Origin of the sequence: Paenibacillus sp. NRS-1760 (assembly GCF_050467785.1) — a bacterium.
GTDB lineage: Bacteria > Bacillota > Bacilli > Paenibacillales > Paenibacillaceae > Pristimantibacillus.
In genome coordinates, this window is record NZ_JBITPK010000012.1 from 40,232 (window position 1) to 56,230 (window position 15,999).

A 15,999-nucleotide genomic window follows, 5' to 3' on the forward strand; every position below is an offset into this window, starting at 1 on the left:
ACTCGTTCACCCCCTTGTTATGAAAAAGGAGGTATGTCATATGCTCGTATCAATGCAGGGAGCTTTAGAGAGTGGATTATTGTATGCGCTTATGGCACTTGGAGTATATATAACGTTTCGAATTCTTGATTTTCCGGATTTGACGGTAGATGGCAGCTTTACAACAGGCGCAGCTATCGGTACGGTTATGACGGTTAATGGAACAGCTCCATGGATTGCGGTATTGTGTGCATTTGCAGGTGGGGCTATAGCGGGTACATGTACAGGCTTACTCCATACAAAGGGTAAAATAAACGGACTATTGTCAGGCATTATTATGATGATAGCACTGTATTCAATCAATTTAAGAATTTTGGGAAAACCAAACGTTTCCTTAAGGGGACAGGAAAATCTATTTAGTAATGTATCCACATTAGTTGTTATGATCATTTTTGTCGTTGTGGTTAAGTTGGTTCTCGATCTATTTTTCCGAACGGATCTCGGATTGAGTCTTCGTGCAACTGGGGATAACTCTCGAATGATTCGCAGCTTTGGTGCAAATACAGATGTTACGACGATTTTTGGCGTAGCTTTGTCGAATTCACTAGTTGCAACCTCAGGTGCATTAGTCGCACATTACAATAAATATGCGGATAATAGCATGGGTATTGGAATGATCGTTATTGGTCTTGCATCCGTAATAATTGGTGAAGCGATATTCGGATCCCGCACAATCTTTAGAGCAACTTTGGCTGTTATACTTGGTTCGATTATTTATCGAATTATTTATGCATTTGCACTACGTGTTGAATGGTTGGATGCTTCTGATATGAAGCTTATTACAGCAGTAATTATCATTTTTGCATTGATCATACCTACGATAAGAAGAACATGGAAGCAAAAGAATATAGCCAAAAGACGAACGGCAGAAATGCTGGCATCCTTGGATAATATTCAACCTGGAGGTGGACGCTAATGTTGGAGATCGCTAAAGTGTCCAAGCTGTTTAATCCTGGTACCGTTGATGAGAAGACAGCGCTCGTAGGTGCCAATCTTATTATGAAGCCAGGCGATTTTATTACGGTTATCGGTAGTAACGGAGCAGGCAAATCTACATTAATGAACATTATATCCGGCGTGATGAAGCCGGACGCGGGCGAAGTGCGAATTGACGGCAACGATATAAGTCATCTATCGGAATATGAGCGCAGCCGCTGGATTGGCCGAGTATTTCAGGATCCGATGGCAGGAACAGCGCCACGTATGTCCATTGAAGAAAATTTAGCGATAGCTTATGCTCGTGGAAAGTCACGTGGTTTTTCCTTTGGTGTAACACGCGCAAAACGTGCCATTTTTAAGAAAGAGCTGCAGCGCCTCGGTATAGGTCTCGAAAATCGACTTGGGGCAAAGGTGGGTTTATTGTCAGGTGGAGAACGCCAAGCGTTAAGCCTATTAATGGCTACCTTTACAAGACCGCAAATCTTATTGCTTGATGAACATACGGCAGCGCTTGATCCTTCAAGAGCGGAGCTCATTACGACTTTAACGGAAAACCTAGTTCGCGAGATGAATTTGACCACGCTTATGGTTACTCATAATATGGAGCAGGCTATACGCCTAGGCAATCGACTTATTATGATGGACAAAGGCCGGATTATACTTGATGTACCAGAAGAACGCAAAAAGGATCTTACTGTACAACAACTGCTAGGTGAGTTTGAGTTGATAAGTGGAAAGAAACTTGCGGATGATCGTATCGTACTTGGTTAGGGCGTTATAACTCTGAATATGAAGTGTTGGATGGAGAGTGTGCAGCTCTGTTAGAAAAGTCATAGCTGCCTGCACCTTCTAAACAAGTAGAATCAGAGCCTGCGGATACTTCACTTCAACTCTGTTATTATAGAAGGAAAACACGCAGCGACATGTGGTCGCTGCGTGTTTTTTTTGTAAATGTGAAGGTTGGCGTTATTTGGTGGTGTATTTTCATCCGGATGATGTATATAATCATATAGCGCCCATTAAGTCCGTTATTATAATGATAGTGTACTAGATACTTGTAATAAGGGACATAATGGGCGAATGTAAGGATAGATTGCAATGCATTATTGACGATCTTTCCGCAGTTGTATGAGGGTATAAAGAAAGAAGAAACTTTATGTTGCATTTGCCTATTAGATTCGGTATAATATTGACTGTTGGTCTGACGTTGCGATGATGTGAGAGGTTGCCGACACACCCGGCCCCTTTGCCATGGGGCATGTGCAGGGTTTTCTCACGGAGTATGTCCGATAATAAATTGGGCGAAAGAAGGAGGGACTTATATGGCAAAGCAAAAGATTCGTATCCGCTTGAAAGCATACGATCACAGGATTCTTGATCAATCCGCAGAGAAAATCGTTGAAACTGCAAAACGTTCCGGTGCAGGCGTATCCGGGCCGATTCCGTTGCCAACGGAAAAGCAAATCATCACCATTCTCCGTGCGGTACACAAGTACAAGGATTCTAGGGAGCAATTCGAACAACGCACTCATAAGCGTTTGATCGACATTGTAAACCCAACGCCGCAAACGGTTGATGCGTTGATGCGCCTGGATTTACCATCCGGTGTAGATATCGAAATCAAACTGTAATATCAGCATATGCGATTATAGAAAGGAAATGAGGTGTCAACATGAAAGGTATCTTAGGAAAAAAACTTGGTATGACTCAAGTGTTTACTGCTGAAGGTAATGTCGTTCCTGTAACGGTTATCGAAGCTGGACCTTGCGTAGTACTTCAAAAGAAAGACCAAGAAAACGATGGCTACGAAGCAGTTCAATTCGGTTTCTCCGATAAGAAGGAGAGCAGATCGAACAAGCCAGAAGCTGGTCACGCTAAAAAAGCTAACACAACACCTAAGCGCTACGTTCGTGAAATTCGCGGAATTAATCTAGGTGATTATGAAGTTGGCCAAGAAGTTAAAGCTGACCTATTCACAGAAGGCGAATTCGTTGACGTAACAGGTATTTCAAAAGGTAAAGGCTTTGCCGGCGTTATCAAACGTTGGGGACAAAGCACGGGTCCTATGTCTCACGGTTCCCGTTACCACCGTGGACCAGGTTCGATGGGTTCTATCCAAGCGAACCGTGTACCGAAAGGCAAACGCCTTCCAGGACATATGGGTCACGAAACAATTACGATTCAAAAGCTTGAAGTTATCCGTGTAGATGTAGAACGTAACGTTCTTCTAATAAAAGGTTCGATTCCGGGCCCGAAAAACGGATTCGTAAAAGTTAAGCAAACTGTTAAGAAATAATTGATCTTAAAGAAAGGAGGAACAGGAAATGCCAAAAGTAACAGTATATAACGTGAGTGGCGCGCAAGTGGGCGAACTTGAACTGGCTGAAACGGTTTTCGGAATTCAACCAAATGTTCACGTTTTGCACAGTGCTGTTGTTAATCAACAAGCATCTGAACGCTTCGGCAATCACAAAACTAAAGGACGCTCCGAAGTACGTGGTGGCGGTCGTAAACCTTGGAAACAAAAAGGTACTGGCCGTGCTCGTCAAGGTAGTATTCGCTCCCCGCAATGGGTTGGCGGCGGTGTGGTTTTCGGACCTACTCCACGCTCTTATGGCTTCAAACTTCCTAAGAAAGTTCGTCGTCTAGCGATTAAATCAGCATTGTCTTCGAAAGTGATTGCAAACGAGATTATCGTTTTGGATCAACTGACATTTGCAGCTCCTAAGACGAAAGAATTCGCAGCAATTCTAAGCAACCTTAAAGTTGGCCGCAAAGCTCTTGTAGTAACGGCTAATTATGAAGATAACGTAGCATTGTCTGCTCGTAACATCCCAGGTGTGAAGTTCGTTGCAGCTGACGGCATCAATGTTCTGGATGTTTTGGTGCATGACAACCTTATCATCACTAAAGAAGCAGTAGAGAAAGTACAGGAGGTGCTTGCGTAATGAAAAATCCACGCGATATTATCAAGCGCCCGGTTATCACGGAACGTACGAGCGATTACATGGTTGATAAAAAGTATGTTTTCGAAGTTGATCTTCGTTCAAACAAAACTGAAATCAAACTTGCGATTGAATCAATCTTTAAAGTAAAAGTAACCGGCGTTAACACAATGCGTGTTGCGGGTAAACCGAAACGTTATGGTAAACATAGCGGATACAGACCGGATTGGAAAAAAGCCATCGTTCAATTGAGCGCTGATAGCAAAGAACTTGAATTCTTTGAAACGTCTGTTTAGAAAAGGAGGAAATCAAAGTGCCTATTAAAAAGTACAAACCGACCTCTCCTGCACGTCGTAACATGTCGGTCTCGACTTTCGAAGAGATCACGACAAGTACACCGGAGAAATCGTTGCTTGCTCCACTTTTCAAAAAAGCTGGACGCAACAACCAAGGTAAAATTACGGTTCGTCACCATGGCGGCGGACACAAACGTAAATACCGTATCATCGACTTCAAACGTACTAAAGACGGTATCGTTGGTAACGTAGCTACGATCGAGTATGATCCAAACCGTTCTTCCAACATCGCTTTGATCCATTATGTTGATGGTGCAAAAGCATATATCATCGCTCCTAAAGGTTTGAAAGTTGGAGATCAAGTGGTATCTGGAGTAGGCTCTGATATTAAACCCGGCAATGCAATGCCGCTTGTTAATATCCCTGTCGGTACAGTTATCCACAACATCGAATTGAAACCAGGCAAAGGCGGACAACTTGTTCGTGCAGCTGGTACTAGTGCTCAACTTCTTGGTAAAGAAGAAAACTATGTATCCGTTCGTTTGTCTTCAGGTGAAGTTCGTCGTATCTTGAACACTTGCCGTGCAACAATTGGTTCTGTTGGTAACGAAGATCACGAACTCGTGAAAATCGGTAAAGCCGGCCGTAACCGTTGGTTAGGCAATCGTCCTACTGTACGTGGTGTTGTCATGAACCCTAACGATCACCCACACGGTGGTGGTGAAGGCCGTGCTCCAATCGGACGTAAATCTCCGTTGTCACCATGGGGTAAACCAACTCTTGGTTACAAAACACGTAAGAAGAAAAAAGCATCAAGCCAATACATTATTCGTCGTCGCACGAAATAATAGCTGCTTGATAAAAACCGCGTGATACGAAAGTATCGCTACCGCTTATTTGAAGGGAGGAACACAAATGGGTCGCAGTTTAAAGAAAGGTCCGTTTATTGACGGATACCTGCTTAAAAAAGTCGAGGTATTGAACGAAGCTGAGAAAAAGGTCGTTATCAAAACCTGGTCCCGCCGCTCGACCATTTTCCCACAATTCATAGGTCACACGTTTGCGGTATATGACGGACGCAAGCACGTGCCTGTATATGTAACGGAAGATATGGTTGGACACAAGCTTGGTGAATTTGCACCAACTCGTACGTATAAAGGCCATGCCGGTGAAGACAAAAAAACGGGCAGACGTTAATTTGCCCTTAAACATCTCTAACTGAACGAGAGGAGGTTCCTACATGCCAGAAGCTAAAGCGCACGCTAAATATATTCGTATTGCACCTCGTAAAGCACAGCTTGTTGCGGATTTGATTCGCGGTAAACAAGTTGGCGAAGCAATCGCGATTTTGCGTCACACGCCTAAGTCTGCATCCCCAATTTTGGAGAAGCTGTTGAACTCTGCGATTGCTAACGCTGAGCATAACTACCAGCTTGACGTGAACAAATTGGTTATCTCGCAAGCCTTTGTTAACCAAGGGCCAACGATGAAACGTTTCCGTCCACGTGCGATGGGTCGCGCAAGCCGGATCAATAAAAGAACCAGCCACATTACCTTGGTGGTATCTGAAAAATAAGGAGGGAATACGTGTGGGTCAAAAGGTAAATCCAATAGGCTTCCGGGTCGGTGTTATCCGTGATTGGGAGTCCAAATGGTTCGCTGGCAAAGATTTCGGCGATCTTCTTATGGAAGACGTTAAAATCCGTGAATATTTGAAAAACAAGCTGAAAGACGCAGCAGTTTCTCACATCGAGATCGAACGTGCAGCTAACCGCGTGAACGTTACGATTCAAACCGCAAAACCAGGTATGGTTATTGGTAAAGGCGGTTCTGAGGTAGAAAACCTACGTACTGAGCTTGGTAAAATTTCTAAAGGCAAAAAAGTTCACATCAACATTTCTGAAATCAAACATGCAGATCTTGACGCTATTCTTGTAGCTGAAAGCATTGCACAACAACTTGAGCGTCGTGTATCTTTCCGTCGCGCATTGAAGCAAGCAATTCAACGCTCCATGCGTTCAGGTGCTAAAGGGATCAAAACCGCAGTTAGCGGTCGTCTCGGTGGCGCGGAAATCGCACGTTCGGAAGGCTACAGCGAAGGAACAGTACCACTTCATACACTACGTGCAGATATCGATTATGGCACGGCTGAAGCGGCTACAACATACGGCCGTATCGGCGTTAAAGTATGGATCTATCGCGGCGAAGTCCTTCCGATTAAGAAGAAAGCTCCCCAGGAAGGAGGCAACTAATCATGTTGGTACCTAAACGTGTCAAACACCGCAAACAACAACGCGGTCATATGAAGGGTCGCGCTAAAGGCGGCACTACAGTAGCATTCGGTGAATTCGGTCTACAAGCTCTAGAACCATCATGGATCACAAACCGTCAGATTGAAGCGGCTCGTATCGCTATGACTCGCTACATCAAACGTGGCGGTAAAGTTTGGATCAAGATTTTCCCTGCAAAACCTATTACTCAAAAGCCTCTTGAAGTGCGTATGGGTAGTGGTAAAGGTAACGTTGAGAAATGGGTAGCCGTAGTTAAACCAGGTAAAATCCTGTTTGAACTTGCTGGTGTATCCGAAGAAACCGCTCGTGAAGCGATGCGTCTTGCGGCTCATAAATTGCCAATCAAGACTAAATTCGTGAAGCGTGAAGAAGTGGGTGGTGAAGCAAATGAAAGCTAGTGAATTTAGAAACCTAACCTCTGCTGAGCTTGAACAACAGGTCGCTGGTTTTAAAGAAGAGCTTTTCAATCTTCGTTTCCAACTGGCTACTGGCCAATTGGATAACCCGACTCGGATCCGTGATGTGCGTAAAGGAATCGCTCGTGCTAAAACGATTTTGCGTGAAAGAGAACTCGGAATTAGCAGCTAGTAAATCCCTTACATGAATGCATAATCATGGCTGAAGGAAGGAGGAAGAACATGAGCGAACGCAATGCCCGCAAAGTGTTAATTGGCAAAGTGGTAAGCGACAAGATGGATAAAACAATCGTAGTTGCTATTGAAACATATAAAAAACACGAATTGTACCATAAACGCATTAAAGTTACGAAAAAATTTAAGGCGCACGATGAAAATAACCAAGCGAAGATTGGCGACATCGTGAAAATCATGGAGACTCGTCCGCTATCGAAAGATAAGCGCTTCAGACTTGTGGAAGTTGTTGAAGTTGCTGTAATTATCTAATGAGCGTATGCAGTATCTGAGCATTTTTCCGAAAGGAGGACGTTGAAATGATTCAACCATTTTCGCGCTTAGCGGTTGCTGACAACTCTGGCGCAAAACAATTGATGTGTATCCGTGTACTTGGTGGAACGGGTCGTCGCGTTGGACACATCGGCGATTTGATCGTTTGCTCAGTAAAACAAGCAACACCAGGCGGCGTTGTCAAAAAGGGTGACGTTGTTAAAGCGGTTATCGTTCGTACAAAACGTTCGGTTCGTCGTAAAGACGGTTCGTACATCGCATTTGACGAAAACGCAGCTGTTATCGTTAAAGAAGACAAAAGCCCACGTGGCACACGTATCTTTGGACCAGTTGCCCGTGAACTTCGCGATAGAGATTTCATGAAAATCGTATCGCTTGCTCCAGAAGTAATCTAACAACCTATATAAGCTTGAAAGCACAAGCGTGCAGGAGGTGTAACTCATGCCAAGGCTGAAAAAAGTACTCGAATCCCATAACAACAAATTGCACGTGAAAAAAGACGATACGGTTATCGTAATTACCGGTAAAGATAAAGGTAAGAAGGGCCGCGTTATCGCTGCATACCCGCGTGAAAATCGCGTTCTTGTAGAAGGTGTAAATACTGTTAAGAAACATACTCGTCCATCACAAGCTAATCCACAGGGCGGTATTATCGAACAAGAAGCACCAATTCACGTATCAAACGTTATGCATATCGATCCGAAGAGCGGTAAAGTAACACGTATCGGATACAAAGTGCTAGACAACGGCAAGAAAGTTCGGATCGCGAAACGTTCCGGAGAAGTAATCGACTAATCGTTACGGTAGGAAAGGAGGTCCATGATCAATGGCAGCAAGATTGAAAGGTCGTTTCTTAAACGAAATAACTCCTGCTCTTATGCAGAAGTTCAACTATACGTCTGTTATGCAAGTGCCGAAAATTGAGAAGGTAGTTATCAACATGGGGGTAGGCGAAGCGGTTTCCAATTCGAAAATCCTTGATGTAGCTGTTGAAGAACTACGTATCATTTCCGGTCAAAAACCAGTCGTTACTCGTGCGAAGAAGTCTATTGCAGGCTTTAAGCTTCGTGAGAACATGCCAATCGGGGTTAAAGTTACTTTGCGCGGTGAGCGTATGTACCATTTCCTTGATAAACTGTTCAACATTTCTCTTCCGCGTGTACGTGACTTCCGCGGTGTATCAAACAAAGCTTTTGATGGCCGCGGTAACTATACGCTTGGTTTGAAAGAGCAATTGATATTCCCAGAGATCGAGTACGACAAAGTCGATAAAGTGCGCGGTATGGACATCGTCATCGTCACGACGGCAAAAACGGACGAAGAATCTCGTGAACTGCTGACCCAAATGGGCATGCCGTTTACGAAGTAATCCACTTTTAGGAGGTGTAATACCCAGTGGCAAAAACTTCGATGAAAGTGAAGCAACAACGCACACCGAAATTTAAAGTGCGCGCGTATACGCGCTGTGAGCGTTGCGGCCGTCCGCATTCTGTTTTGCAAAAGTTTAAAGTTTGCCGGATTTGTTTCCGTGAGTTAGCACATAAGGGCCAGATTCCTGGCGTTAAAAAAGCAAGCTGGTAATCAGCCTAGTTTGGGAAGGAGGTTAACACAATGGTTATGTCTGATCCGGTTGCAGATATGTTGACGCGTATTCGTAACGCGAATGTCGTTCGTCACGAGACCGTGGAAATGCCCGCTTCGAAAATGAAGAAGCAAATCGCTGAGATTTTGAAGCGCGAGGGTTTTATCCGCGACGCTGAATATATCGAAGACAACAAACAAGGGATTATCCGTATTTTCTTGAAATACGGCCCTAACCAAGAACGCGTTATTACTGGCTTGAAACGTATTTCAAAACCAGGCCTTCGCGTTTATACACAATCAACTGAAATCCCTCGTGTACTCGGTGGACTTGGAATTGCAATTATTTCCACTTCCAAAGGGATTATGACTGATAAAGAAGCTCGCCAAGTTAAATCTGGCGGCGAAGTAGTTTGCTACGTTTGGTAAGTAACAAGTCACAAAGATAGGAGGTGTAACAATGTCCCGTATTGGTCGCAAACCAATCCAAGTGCCTAACGGCGTAACAATCAGCTTGGACAACACAGTTATTACTGTAAAAGGACCGAAAGGCTCACTTTCCCGTGAAATTCACAAAGATATGGTTGTGAATGTAACTGAAACTGAAATCCTAGTAGAACGTCCTTCCGATAATAAATTGCATCGCTCGTTGCACGGAACAACTCGCAGCATCATCGCTAACATGGTGAGCGGCGTTACTGAAGGCTTCTCCAAAAACTTGGAGCTAGTTGGCGTAGGTTACCGTGCAAGCAAAACTGGAGACAAAATCACACTTAACGTTGGTTACTCTCACCCAGTTGAGATCACTCCAGATAGCGGCATCGAGTTCGACGTTCCTGCGAACACTAAGATTACTGTTCGTGGTATCGATAAAGAACTAGTTGGCGCAACTGCAGCGAAAATTCGTTCCGTACGTGAACCAGAACCGTATAAAGGTAAAGGTATCAAGTATGAAGGCGAACGCATCATCCGCAAAGAAGGTAAAGCTGGTAAGAAAAAATAAGCAAACGGTTCGTTTGCTTAAGATAGCGTCTTAAGGCTGAAAGAAAGGAGTGAACTTTGTATGATTACGAAAGGCGACAAAAACAAGGCTCGTCTGAAAAGACACCTTCGTGTTCGTAAAAAAATTAACGGTACAGCTGCACGTCCGCGTCTATCTGTATTCCGTTCCTCCAAGCATATGTATGCTCAATTAATCGACGATGTTTCAGGAGTAACAATCGTTTCTGCATCCACACAGGATAAAGAATTGACTGAAGCAATTGGCAACGGTGGTAACATCGATGCAGCTAGCAAAGTCGGAGAATTGATTGCGAAACGCGCTCAAGCTAAGGGTGTAACCCAAGTAGTATTTGATCGCGGCGGTTACTTGTATCACGGCAGAATTCAGGCACTTGCTACAGCAGCTCGTGAAGCTGGCCTAGAATTCTAATCGACTTTATTTATAAGGAGGTTAAACGACTTGCGTGTAGATCCAAATACGTTAGAACTGACTGAAAAAGTTGTTAATATCAATCGCGTATCTAAAGTTGTAAAAGGCGGACGCCGTTTCAGCTTTAGTGCACTAGTAGTAGTCGGCGACGGTAAAGGCTACGTTGGCGCAGGGATCGGTAAAGCAGGCGAAGTACCTGATGCAATCCGCAAAGGTATTGAAGATGCTAAGAAAAACCTGATCCACGTACCAATCGTTGGCACGACTATTCCCCATCTTGTACTCGGACATTTCGGTGCAGGTGAAGTTCTTTTGAAGCCAGCTTCAGAAGGTACTGGCGTTATCGCTGGCGGCCCAGTTCGTGCAGTACTTGAACTTGCTGGTGTCGGCGACATCTTGACGAAATCGCTAGGTTCTTCGAACTCCATGAATATGGTTAATGCAACGCTTGAAGGTCTTTCCCGTCTTAAACGCGTGGAAGAAGTTGCTAAGCTTCGTGGAAAAACAGTCGAAGAGCTGTTACGCTAAGGAGGGAAATAAGATGGCAAAATTGCAAATCACCCTCGTTCGCAGTTTAATCGGTCGCAACGAGAAACAACGTGCAACGGTTGAGTCTTTCGGTCTTAAGAAGATTCGTCAAGCAGTTGTTTTGAACGATAGCCCAGCTGTCCGCGGCATGGTTAACACTGTTAGTCACTTGGTAAAAGTTGAAGAAGTACAAGAATAGATAGCTGTTCTAAGAATTAAATAAGGAGGTGCACGAACGATGAAATTGCATGAGCTAGCACCAGCACCGGGCTCAACCCAAGCGCCAAAGCGCAAAGGTCGCGGTATCGGTTCCGGTAACGGTAAAACCGCCGGTAAAGGTCACAAAGGTCAAAACGCTCGTTCCGGCGGCGGCGTTCGTCCTGGTTTCGAGGGCGGACAAAATCCTTTGTATCGTCGAGTGCCGAAACGCGGATTTAACAACCCGTTCCGCAAAGAGTACGCAATTGTCAACATTGAAGAGCTAAATGCTTTTGCAGCAGGTACTGAAGTCACTCCAGAAGTTCTCATCGAGACTGGGATCGTTAAGAACCCGCTCGCAGGAATCAAAATTTTGGGTAATGGTGAAGTTAGCGTTACACTTACTGTTAAAGCAAACAAGTTCTCTCAATCTGCGGTAGAGAAAATCCAGGCTGCCGGCGGTAAAACCGAGGTGATCTAATTGTTCAAGACCGTGTCCAATATTTGGAAAGTGGCGGATCTTCGTACAAGGATCCTCTTCACCCTTTTCATCCTATTAATATACCGCATCGGTGCTTTTATTCCGGTACCTGATGTAAACAAAGATGTGTTTAAGCAAGTTAATACAGCCGGTTCGGAACTGTTCGGCTTGCTTAACACGTTTTCCGGCGGTGCTTTGTTCCAATTCTCTATCTTTGCAATCGGAATTACCCCATATATTACAGCGTCGATTATCGTACAGTTGTTGTCTATGGATGTTATCCCGAAATTTGCTGAGTGGGCAAAGGAAGGCGAGAACGGTAAACGTAAGCTCGCACAAATCACTCGTTATGGTACGATTGTTCTTGGTATGATCCAAGGTTTCGCAACAGCGATCGGCTTTAACCGTCAATACGGTTATGAAATGATCGTTGGCGCAACATTCGTTGATTACTTGCTTATCGCTATTATCTTGACAGCAGGTACTGCTTTCTTGATGTGGCTGGGTGAGCAAATTACGGAAAAAGGAATCGGAAATGGTATTTCCATTCTTATCTTTGCAGCAATCGCAGCTGGTATTCCTGGACACATTCGTACGATCGTCGAAGATCAGTTCGTAGGTGCTCAAGACCAACTGTTCCTGAACATTATCAAAATGGTACTGATTCTGATTGCGATTATCGCAATCATCGTCGGTGTTATATTCGTACAGCAAGGTATTCGTAAAATTCCTGTTCAATACGCAAAACGTGTTGTTGGACGGAAAATGTACGGCGGACAATCGACGCACATTCCGATGAAAGTGAACGGCGCAGGCGTTATTCCGGTCATTTTCGCGGTTTCACTCATCATGTTCCCGGTTACGATTGCTCAGTTTTGGTCCACTCAGGGTTGGGCAGACTGGATTATTAAGAATATGAGCTATGACCAGCCGCTTGGTATGGTATTGTACGTATTGTTAATCATCGGGTTTACCTTCTTCTACACTTTCGTTCAGATTAATCCGGTTCAAATGGCCGATCAAATGAAGAAAAATGGCGGATATATTCCAGGTATTCGTCCAGGAAAGCCAACTTCGTCTTACCTAACACGCGTTATGTCGCGTATTACGTTGACAGGTGCAATTTTCTTGGCCGTTATCTCAATCATTCCGGTATTCTTCGGGACACTTGCTGGATTACCTAAGTCAGTGCAGCTAGGTGGTACTTCATTACTAATCGTTATCGGTGTTGCACTTGATACGATGAAGCAAATCGAGAGCCAGTTGATCAAACGCCATTACAAAGGGTTTATCAATAAATAACAATAGGTTCTGACCGGGCTTCCGCGTTCGTCAACAGGCGCTCTGCGGCAGCCCGCCCGAGCCTATTGTGCTTAAAGCGAGGAACTCAGCAATGAACATTTTATTCATGGGCCCTCCGGGTGCCGGTAAAGGTACACAAGCTGAACGGATCGTAGAAGAGTTCGGTATTCCCCACATTTCCACTGGTGATGCATTCCGCCTCGCTATGAAACAAGGAACCGCACTTGGAATCAAAGCGAAAGAGTATGTCGATCAAGGCTTGCTCGTTCCCGATGAGATCACGAACGGCATTGTAAAGGAAAGACTTGAACAAGCCGATTGCAAAAATGGATTCTTGCTCGACGGGTTTCCTCGCACACTGCAGCAAGCAGAAGCACTTGATGTTATGCTTGCGGAGCTCGGACGCAGTATTGACCATGTTGTAAATTTAAAAGTTGATCGCAGCTTGCTGCTTGCTCGTTTGACGGGCAGACGCATATCGAAAACGACTGGTACGACTTATCATGTAATCTTTAATCCACCTAAGGTCGAAGGTATCTGCGACAAAGACGGCGGAGAATTGTATCAGCGTTCTGATGATACAGAGGAAAAGGTCGGAACTCGTTTGGATGAGTATACATCCAAAACCGCACCTCTACTCGATTACTACAGTGCTAAAGGTCTCCTTCGCGAAGTCGACGGCGAGAAGGACATTGATGTTGTAACATCAGACATCGTTTCCTGCTTGCGAGGTTCATTGTAATGATTATATGCAAATCCGAATCGGAGCTGCGTTATATGAGGGAAGCAGGACGCATTGTTGCGGAAACGCATCGATTGATGGCGCAGGCTGTGAAACCAGGCATCACTACTCGTGAGCTTGACCAAATCGCTGAAACGTACATTAAGAGTCAAAATGCGATTCCTTCCTTCAAAGGTTACAATGGTTTCCCTTCCAGCATTTGTGCTTCTGTGAATGATGAGCTGGTGCACGGCTTCCCTGGGTCACGCAAGTTGAACGAAGGCGATATAATTAGTATCGATATCGGTGCGCAATTTGAAGGCTATCACGGTGATTCAGCTTGGACCTATGCGGTAGGAGCTGTAACCCCTGAAGTTCAGAAGTTGCTCGATGTGACGGAAGCATCGCTTTATGCGGGGCTTGCGCTCGTCAAACCGGATATTAGGCTATATACAATTTCGCATGCTATTCAAAAGGTAATTGAAGATGCAGGATTCTCCGTAGTACGGGAATACGTAGGGCACGGAATCGGCGCGGACCTCCATGAGGAACCACAAATACCGAACTACGGCATACCAGATCGCGGACCTCGTCTGAAGACCGGAATGGTGCTTGCAATCGAACCAATGGTTAATATCGGTGAACGATATGTCCGGACGCTCGAAGACAATTGGACGGTTGTAACGGAAGACGGCTCATGGTGTGCTCATTTCGAGCATACAGTAGCTGTTACAGAGGACGGCTTTGAAATATTGACCATTTTGCCGCAGCAACCATAGTATGACGATGGAAGCTCGTCCCCAGATTGGTCAGTTCGTCAAAGTACTTCGCGGTAAAGATGAGGAAAGCTATGCTATTATCCTAGCAATCGTTGATGAGCGATTCGTCATGATTGCCGATGGCCATAAGCGCCGATTCGATGGACCGAAGAAAAAGAACGTTCTGCATCTCGAGTTACAGCCTGCAATTAGTTCTGAGGTTTCAAGCAGTATGCAAGAGACCGGCAGGGTGACCAACGCAAAGTTACGTTATGCAATTCAGAAGTATTTAAATGCGAAAGGAGAATGACGGTTGGCTAAGGAAGACATCATTGAGGTCGAAGGTACGGTTATTGAACCGTTGCCGAATGCCACGTTCAAGGTGGAGCTGGAGAACGGTCATCAAATTCTCGCACATGTTTCCGGTAAGCTCAGAATGCACTTTATTCGCATCCTGACAGGAGACAAGGTGGTTATACAGTTATCGCCTTATGATTTATCAAAAGGGCGCATCACCTATCGTAAATAGGCTCAATTTGGAGCTTATTACGAAAGATTCGGGAGGTAATCACAATGAAGGTTAGACCTTCGGTAAAGCCGATCTGCGAAAAATGCAAAGTCATTCGTCGCAAAGGCAACGTTATGGTGATTTGTGAAAATCCGAAACACAAACAAAAACAAGGATAGAAGGAGGGGAATATAGCCTATGGCACGTATAGCTGGTGTAGACTTGCCGCGTGACAAACGCGTCGAAATCGCCCTGACATACATTTTCGGTATCGGCAAAACAACGTCGCAAAAACTTTTGAATACAGCTGAAGTTAGCTACGACACTCGTGTTCGTGACTTGACAGAAGACGAACTTGCTCGCCTTCGCGAAGCAATTGATAAATCTGTTAAAGTAGAAGGCGACTTGCGTCGTGAAATTTCACTTAACATTAAACGTCTGACTGAAATCGGATGCTACCGTGGACTTCGTCACCGTCGCGGCTTGCCTGTTCGCGGTCAACGTACTAAGACAAATGCACGTACGCGTAAAGGTCCTCGTCGGACTGTAGCTAACAAGAAGAAATAAGAAGGGAGGATAATGGACAATGGCTAAACCAAAAAAAGTCGTTCGTACAAAACGCCGCGACCGGAAGAATATTGAGACTGGCGTTGCGCACATTCGCTCGACATTCAACAATACGATCGTTACGATCACGGATCCTCACGGCAATGCAATTTCATGGGCAAGCTCTGGCAACATGGGCTTCAGAGGCTCACGTAAGAGCACGCCTTTCGCAGCGCAAATGGCTGCTGAAACAGCTGCTAAAGCTGCGATGGAGCATGGCATGAGAACTGTCGAAGTGATGGTAAAAGGACCAGGCGCTGGCCGCGAAGCTGCGATTCGTTCGCTTCAAGCTGCTGGATTGGAAGTTAACCTCATTAAAGACGTAACACCAGTTCCTCATAACGGATGCCGTCCTCCGAAACGTCGTCGCGTATAGTTGGATCTGATGTGGTATCAAATATCAACAACTTGTGAATAATGGTTGTGAAGGTTTGGCATACTACAAGGTTTG

31 protein-coding genes are annotated in these 15,999 nt (G+C 44.9%); all 31 read left to right on the forward strand.

The window, feature by feature from the left end:
- The first annotated feature begins 40 nt into the window (after positions 1-40).
- The 31 genes from ACIFSR_RS15440 to rpsK all read left to right on the forward strand — a co-directional run bounded on the left by ACIFSR_RS15440 (position 41) and on the right by rpsK (position 15,924).
- Positions 41-955 carry an ABC transporter permease gene (locus tag ACIFSR_RS15440; protein ID WP_339205290.1) on the forward strand — a complete coding sequence of 305 codons (915 nt, stop codon included), beginning with the start codon at positions 41-43 and terminating at the stop codon, positions 953-955.
- The gene (locus tag ACIFSR_RS15445; RefSeq protein ID WP_339205289.1) at positions 955-1,749 is read left to right on the forward strand and encodes an ABC transporter ATP-binding protein; all 795 of its coding nucleotides are present in this window, start codon (positions 955-957) and stop codon (positions 1,747-1,749) included. Before ACIFSR_RS15440 ends, ACIFSR_RS15445 begins: the two co-directional genes overlap by 1 nt.
- Before the next feature lie 551 nt (positions 1,750-2,300).
- Complete coding sequence (rpsJ, locus tag ACIFSR_RS15450; protein ID WP_017692074.1) at positions 2,301-2,609, forward strand: 30S ribosomal protein S10; 309 nt, start codon at positions 2,301-2,303, stop codon at positions 2,607-2,609.
- A 41-nt stretch (positions 2,610-2,650) separates the two neighbouring features.
- Positions 2,651-3,274: a 50S ribosomal protein L3 gene (gene rplC / locus ACIFSR_RS15455; protein ID WP_076271429.1), complete on the forward strand. Its 624-nt coding sequence runs from the start codon at positions 2,651-2,653 to the stop codon at positions 3,272-3,274.
- A gap of 28 nt (positions 3,275-3,302) precedes the next feature.
- Positions 3,303-3,926 carry a 50S ribosomal protein L4 gene (gene rplD, locus ACIFSR_RS15460; protein ID WP_053373899.1) on the forward strand — a complete coding sequence of 208 codons (624 nt, stop codon included), beginning with the start codon at positions 3,303-3,305 and terminating at the stop codon, positions 3,924-3,926.
- Positions 3,926-4,219: a 50S ribosomal protein L23 gene (gene rplW / locus ACIFSR_RS15465; RefSeq protein ID WP_054025324.1), complete on the forward strand. Its 294-nt coding sequence runs from the start codon at positions 3,926-3,928 to the stop codon at positions 4,217-4,219. The genes rplD and rplW overlap by 1 nt, the downstream gene beginning before the upstream one ends.
- A 17-nt stretch (positions 4,220-4,236) precedes the next feature.
- Positions 4,237-5,067 (forward strand): 50S ribosomal protein L2, encoded by an 831-nt coding sequence (gene rplB / locus ACIFSR_RS15470; protein ID WP_076271428.1) that lies wholly within the window; start codon positions 4,237-4,239, stop codon positions 5,065-5,067.
- A gap of 67 nt (positions 5,068-5,134) precedes the next feature.
- Positions 5,135-5,416 carry a 30S ribosomal protein S19 gene (gene rpsS / locus ACIFSR_RS15475; protein WP_053373902.1) on the forward strand — a complete coding sequence of 94 codons (282 nt, stop codon included), beginning with the start codon at positions 5,135-5,137 and terminating at the stop codon, positions 5,414-5,416.
- A gap of 43 nt (positions 5,417-5,459) precedes the next feature.
- Entirely contained in the window at positions 5,460-5,795 is a 336-nt protein-coding gene (rplV, locus tag ACIFSR_RS15480) for a 50S ribosomal protein L22 (RefSeq protein WP_076271427.1), read from the forward strand.
- A 13-nt stretch (positions 5,796-5,808) separates the two neighbouring features.
- The gene (gene rpsC / locus ACIFSR_RS15485; RefSeq protein ID WP_054025321.1) at positions 5,809-6,471 is read left to right on the forward strand and encodes a 30S ribosomal protein S3; all 663 of its coding nucleotides are present in this window, start codon (positions 5,809-5,811) and stop codon (positions 6,469-6,471) included.
- Positions 6,472-6,473: 2 nt separating this feature from the next.
- Entirely contained in the window at positions 6,474-6,908 is a 435-nt protein-coding gene (rplP, locus tag ACIFSR_RS15490; RefSeq protein ID WP_028609647.1) for a 50S ribosomal protein L16, read from the forward strand.
- Positions 6,898-7,098 (forward strand): 50S ribosomal protein L29, encoded by a 201-nt coding sequence (rpmC, locus tag ACIFSR_RS15495; RefSeq protein WP_053373905.1) that lies wholly within the window; start codon positions 6,898-6,900, stop codon positions 7,096-7,098. The genes rplP and rpmC overlap by 11 nt, the downstream gene beginning before the upstream one ends.
- A 50-nt stretch (positions 7,099-7,148) precedes the next feature.
- Positions 7,149-7,412 carry a 30S ribosomal protein S17 gene (rpsQ, locus tag ACIFSR_RS15500; RefSeq protein WP_076271426.1) on the forward strand — a complete coding sequence of 88 codons (264 nt, stop codon included), beginning with the start codon at positions 7,149-7,151 and terminating at the stop codon, positions 7,410-7,412.
- A 47-nt stretch (positions 7,413-7,459) separates the two neighbouring features.
- Complete coding sequence (gene rplN, locus ACIFSR_RS15505) at positions 7,460-7,828, forward strand: 50S ribosomal protein L14 (RefSeq protein ID WP_076271425.1); 369 nt, start codon at positions 7,460-7,462, stop codon at positions 7,826-7,828.
- Positions 7,829-7,874: 46 nt separating this feature from the next.
- Positions 7,875-8,228: a 50S ribosomal protein L24 gene (rplX, locus tag ACIFSR_RS15510; protein ID WP_076271424.1), complete on the forward strand. Its 354-nt coding sequence runs from the start codon at positions 7,875-7,877 to the stop codon at positions 8,226-8,228.
- A 31-nt stretch (positions 8,229-8,259) separates the two neighbouring features.
- The gene (rplE, locus tag ACIFSR_RS15515) at positions 8,260-8,802 is read left to right on the forward strand and encodes a 50S ribosomal protein L5 (protein ID WP_053373908.1); all 543 of its coding nucleotides are present in this window, start codon (positions 8,260-8,262) and stop codon (positions 8,800-8,802) included.
- 26 nt (positions 8,803-8,828) lie between these two features.
- Entirely contained in the window at positions 8,829-9,014 is a 186-nt protein-coding gene (locus tag ACIFSR_RS15520; protein WP_054025317.1) for a type Z 30S ribosomal protein S14, read from the forward strand.
- Between the two features lie 30 nt (positions 9,015-9,044).
- Positions 9,045-9,443, forward strand: coding sequence for a 30S ribosomal protein S8 (gene rpsH / locus ACIFSR_RS15525; protein WP_053373909.1), 399 nt, complete (start codon positions 9,045-9,047; stop codon positions 9,441-9,443).
- Between the two features lie 31 nt (positions 9,444-9,474).
- Positions 9,475-10,017: a 50S ribosomal protein L6 gene (gene rplF, locus ACIFSR_RS15530; protein WP_076271423.1), complete on the forward strand. Its 543-nt coding sequence runs from the start codon at positions 9,475-9,477 to the stop codon at positions 10,015-10,017.
- 60 nt (positions 10,018-10,077) lie between these two features.
- Entirely contained in the window at positions 10,078-10,446 is a 369-nt protein-coding gene (rplR, locus tag ACIFSR_RS15535; protein ID WP_054025315.1) for a 50S ribosomal protein L18, read from the forward strand.
- Positions 10,447-10,476: 30 nt separating this feature from the next.
- The gene (gene rpsE, locus ACIFSR_RS15540; protein ID WP_054025314.1) at positions 10,477-10,974 is read left to right on the forward strand and encodes a 30S ribosomal protein S5; all 498 of its coding nucleotides are present in this window, start codon (positions 10,477-10,479) and stop codon (positions 10,972-10,974) included.
- Positions 10,975-10,987: 13 nt separating this feature from the next.
- Positions 10,988-11,173: a 50S ribosomal protein L30 gene (rpmD, locus tag ACIFSR_RS15545; protein WP_076271422.1), complete on the forward strand. Its 186-nt coding sequence runs from the start codon at positions 10,988-10,990 to the stop codon at positions 11,171-11,173.
- A gap of 39 nt (positions 11,174-11,212) precedes the next feature.
- Positions 11,213-11,653 (forward strand): 50S ribosomal protein L15, encoded by a 441-nt coding sequence (gene rplO, locus ACIFSR_RS15550; RefSeq protein ID WP_053373914.1) that lies wholly within the window; start codon positions 11,213-11,215, stop codon positions 11,651-11,653.
- Positions 11,654-12,955 carry a preprotein translocase subunit SecY gene (gene secY, locus ACIFSR_RS15555; RefSeq protein WP_076271421.1) on the forward strand — a complete coding sequence of 434 codons (1,302 nt, stop codon included), beginning with the start codon at positions 11,654-11,656 and terminating at the stop codon, positions 12,953-12,955.
- Positions 12,956-13,046: 91 nt separating this feature from the next.
- Positions 13,047-13,697, forward strand: a complete 651-nt coding sequence (locus ACIFSR_RS15560) for an adenylate kinase (protein ID WP_076271420.1) — start codon at positions 13,047-13,049, stop codon at positions 13,695-13,697.
- A complete protein-coding gene (gene map / locus ACIFSR_RS15565) occupies positions 13,697-14,455 on the forward strand; it encodes a type I methionyl aminopeptidase (RefSeq protein ID WP_339205286.1) in 759 nt (252 codons plus the stop codon). Before ACIFSR_RS15560 ends, map begins: the two co-directional genes overlap by 1 nt.
- A gap of 7 nt (positions 14,456-14,462) precedes the next feature.
- Positions 14,463-14,744: a hypothetical protein gene (locus ACIFSR_RS15570; protein ID WP_430058128.1), complete on the forward strand. Its 282-nt coding sequence runs from the start codon at positions 14,463-14,465 to the stop codon at positions 14,742-14,744.
- Between the two features lie 3 nt (positions 14,745-14,747).
- Positions 14,748-14,963 carry a translation initiation factor IF-1 gene (infA, locus tag ACIFSR_RS15575; RefSeq protein ID WP_053373919.1) on the forward strand — a complete coding sequence of 72 codons (216 nt, stop codon included), beginning with the start codon at positions 14,748-14,750 and terminating at the stop codon, positions 14,961-14,963.
- 44 nt (positions 14,964-15,007) lie between these two features.
- Positions 15,008-15,121: a 50S ribosomal protein L36 gene (gene rpmJ, locus ACIFSR_RS15580; RefSeq protein WP_003333770.1), complete on the forward strand. Its 114-nt coding sequence runs from the start codon at positions 15,008-15,010 to the stop codon at positions 15,119-15,121.
- Positions 15,122-15,140: 19 nt separating this feature from the next.
- Positions 15,141-15,509, forward strand: a complete 369-nt coding sequence (gene rpsM, locus ACIFSR_RS15585) for a 30S ribosomal protein S13 (protein WP_054025308.1) — start codon at positions 15,141-15,143, stop codon at positions 15,507-15,509.
- Between the two features lie 19 nt (positions 15,510-15,528).
- Entirely contained in the window at positions 15,529-15,924 is a 396-nt protein-coding gene (rpsK, locus tag ACIFSR_RS15590; RefSeq protein ID WP_054025307.1) for a 30S ribosomal protein S11, read from the forward strand.
- Positions 15,925-15,999: the final 75 nt, after the last annotated feature.

Coding starts and splice junctions, on each gene's coding strand:
- ACIFSR_RS15440 (WP_339205290.1), top strand. CDS start 41: ATGCTCGTATCAATGCAGGGAGCTTTAGAGAGTGGATTATTGTATGCG.
- ACIFSR_RS15445 (WP_339205289.1), top strand. CDS start 955: ATGTTGGAGATCGCTAAAGTGTCCAAGCTGTTTAATCCTGGTACCGTT.
- rpsJ (WP_017692074.1), top strand. CDS start 2,301: ATGGCAAAGCAAAAGATTCGTATCCGCTTGAAAGCATACGATCACAGG.
- rplC (WP_076271429.1), top strand. CDS start 2,651: ATGAAAGGTATCTTAGGAAAAAAACTTGGTATGACTCAAGTGTTTACT.
- rplD (WP_053373899.1), top strand. CDS start 3,303: ATGCCAAAAGTAACAGTATATAACGTGAGTGGCGCGCAAGTGGGCGAA.
- rplW (WP_054025324.1), top strand. CDS start 3,926: ATGAAAAATCCACGCGATATTATCAAGCGCCCGGTTATCACGGAACGT.
- rpsS (WP_053373902.1), top strand. CDS start 5,135: ATGGGTCGCAGTTTAAAGAAAGGTCCGTTTATTGACGGATACCTGCTT.
- rplV (WP_076271427.1), top strand. CDS start 5,460: ATGCCAGAAGCTAAAGCGCACGCTAAATATATTCGTATTGCACCTCGT.
- rplP (WP_028609647.1), top strand. CDS start 6,474: ATGTTGGTACCTAAACGTGTCAAACACCGCAAACAACAACGCGGTCAT.
- rpmC (WP_053373905.1), top strand. CDS start 6,898: ATGAAAGCTAGTGAATTTAGAAACCTAACCTCTGCTGAGCTTGAACAA.
- rpsQ (WP_076271426.1), top strand. CDS start 7,149: ATGAGCGAACGCAATGCCCGCAAAGTGTTAATTGGCAAAGTGGTAAGC.
- rplN (WP_076271425.1), top strand. CDS start 7,460: ATGATTCAACCATTTTCGCGCTTAGCGGTTGCTGACAACTCTGGCGCA.
- rplX (WP_076271424.1), top strand. CDS start 7,875: ATGCCAAGGCTGAAAAAAGTACTCGAATCCCATAACAACAAATTGCAC.
- rplE (WP_053373908.1), top strand. CDS start 8,260: ATGGCAGCAAGATTGAAAGGTCGTTTCTTAAACGAAATAACTCCTGCT.
- rpsH (WP_053373909.1), top strand. CDS start 9,045: ATGGTTATGTCTGATCCGGTTGCAGATATGTTGACGCGTATTCGTAAC.
- rplF (WP_076271423.1), top strand. CDS start 9,475: ATGTCCCGTATTGGTCGCAAACCAATCCAAGTGCCTAACGGCGTAACA.
- rplR (WP_054025315.1), top strand. CDS start 10,078: ATGATTACGAAAGGCGACAAAAACAAGGCTCGTCTGAAAAGACACCTT.
- rpmD (WP_076271422.1), top strand. CDS start 10,988: ATGGCAAAATTGCAAATCACCCTCGTTCGCAGTTTAATCGGTCGCAAC.
- rplO (WP_053373914.1), top strand. CDS start 11,213: ATGAAATTGCATGAGCTAGCACCAGCACCGGGCTCAACCCAAGCGCCA.
- ACIFSR_RS15560 (WP_076271420.1), top strand. CDS start 13,047: ATGAACATTTTATTCATGGGCCCTCCGGGTGCCGGTAAAGGTACACAA.
- map (WP_339205286.1), top strand. CDS start 13,697: ATGATTATATGCAAATCCGAATCGGAGCTGCGTTATATGAGGGAAGCA.
- ACIFSR_RS15570 (WP_430058128.1), top strand. CDS start 14,463: ATGGAAGCTCGTCCCCAGATTGGTCAGTTCGTCAAAGTACTTCGCGGT.
- rpmJ (WP_003333770.1), top strand. CDS start 15,008: ATGAAGGTTAGACCTTCGGTAAAGCCGATCTGCGAAAAATGCAAAGTC.
- rpsM (WP_054025308.1), top strand. CDS start 15,141: ATGGCACGTATAGCTGGTGTAGACTTGCCGCGTGACAAACGCGTCGAA.
- rpsK (WP_054025307.1), top strand. CDS start 15,529: ATGGCTAAACCAAAAAAAGTCGTTCGTACAAAACGCCGCGACCGGAAG.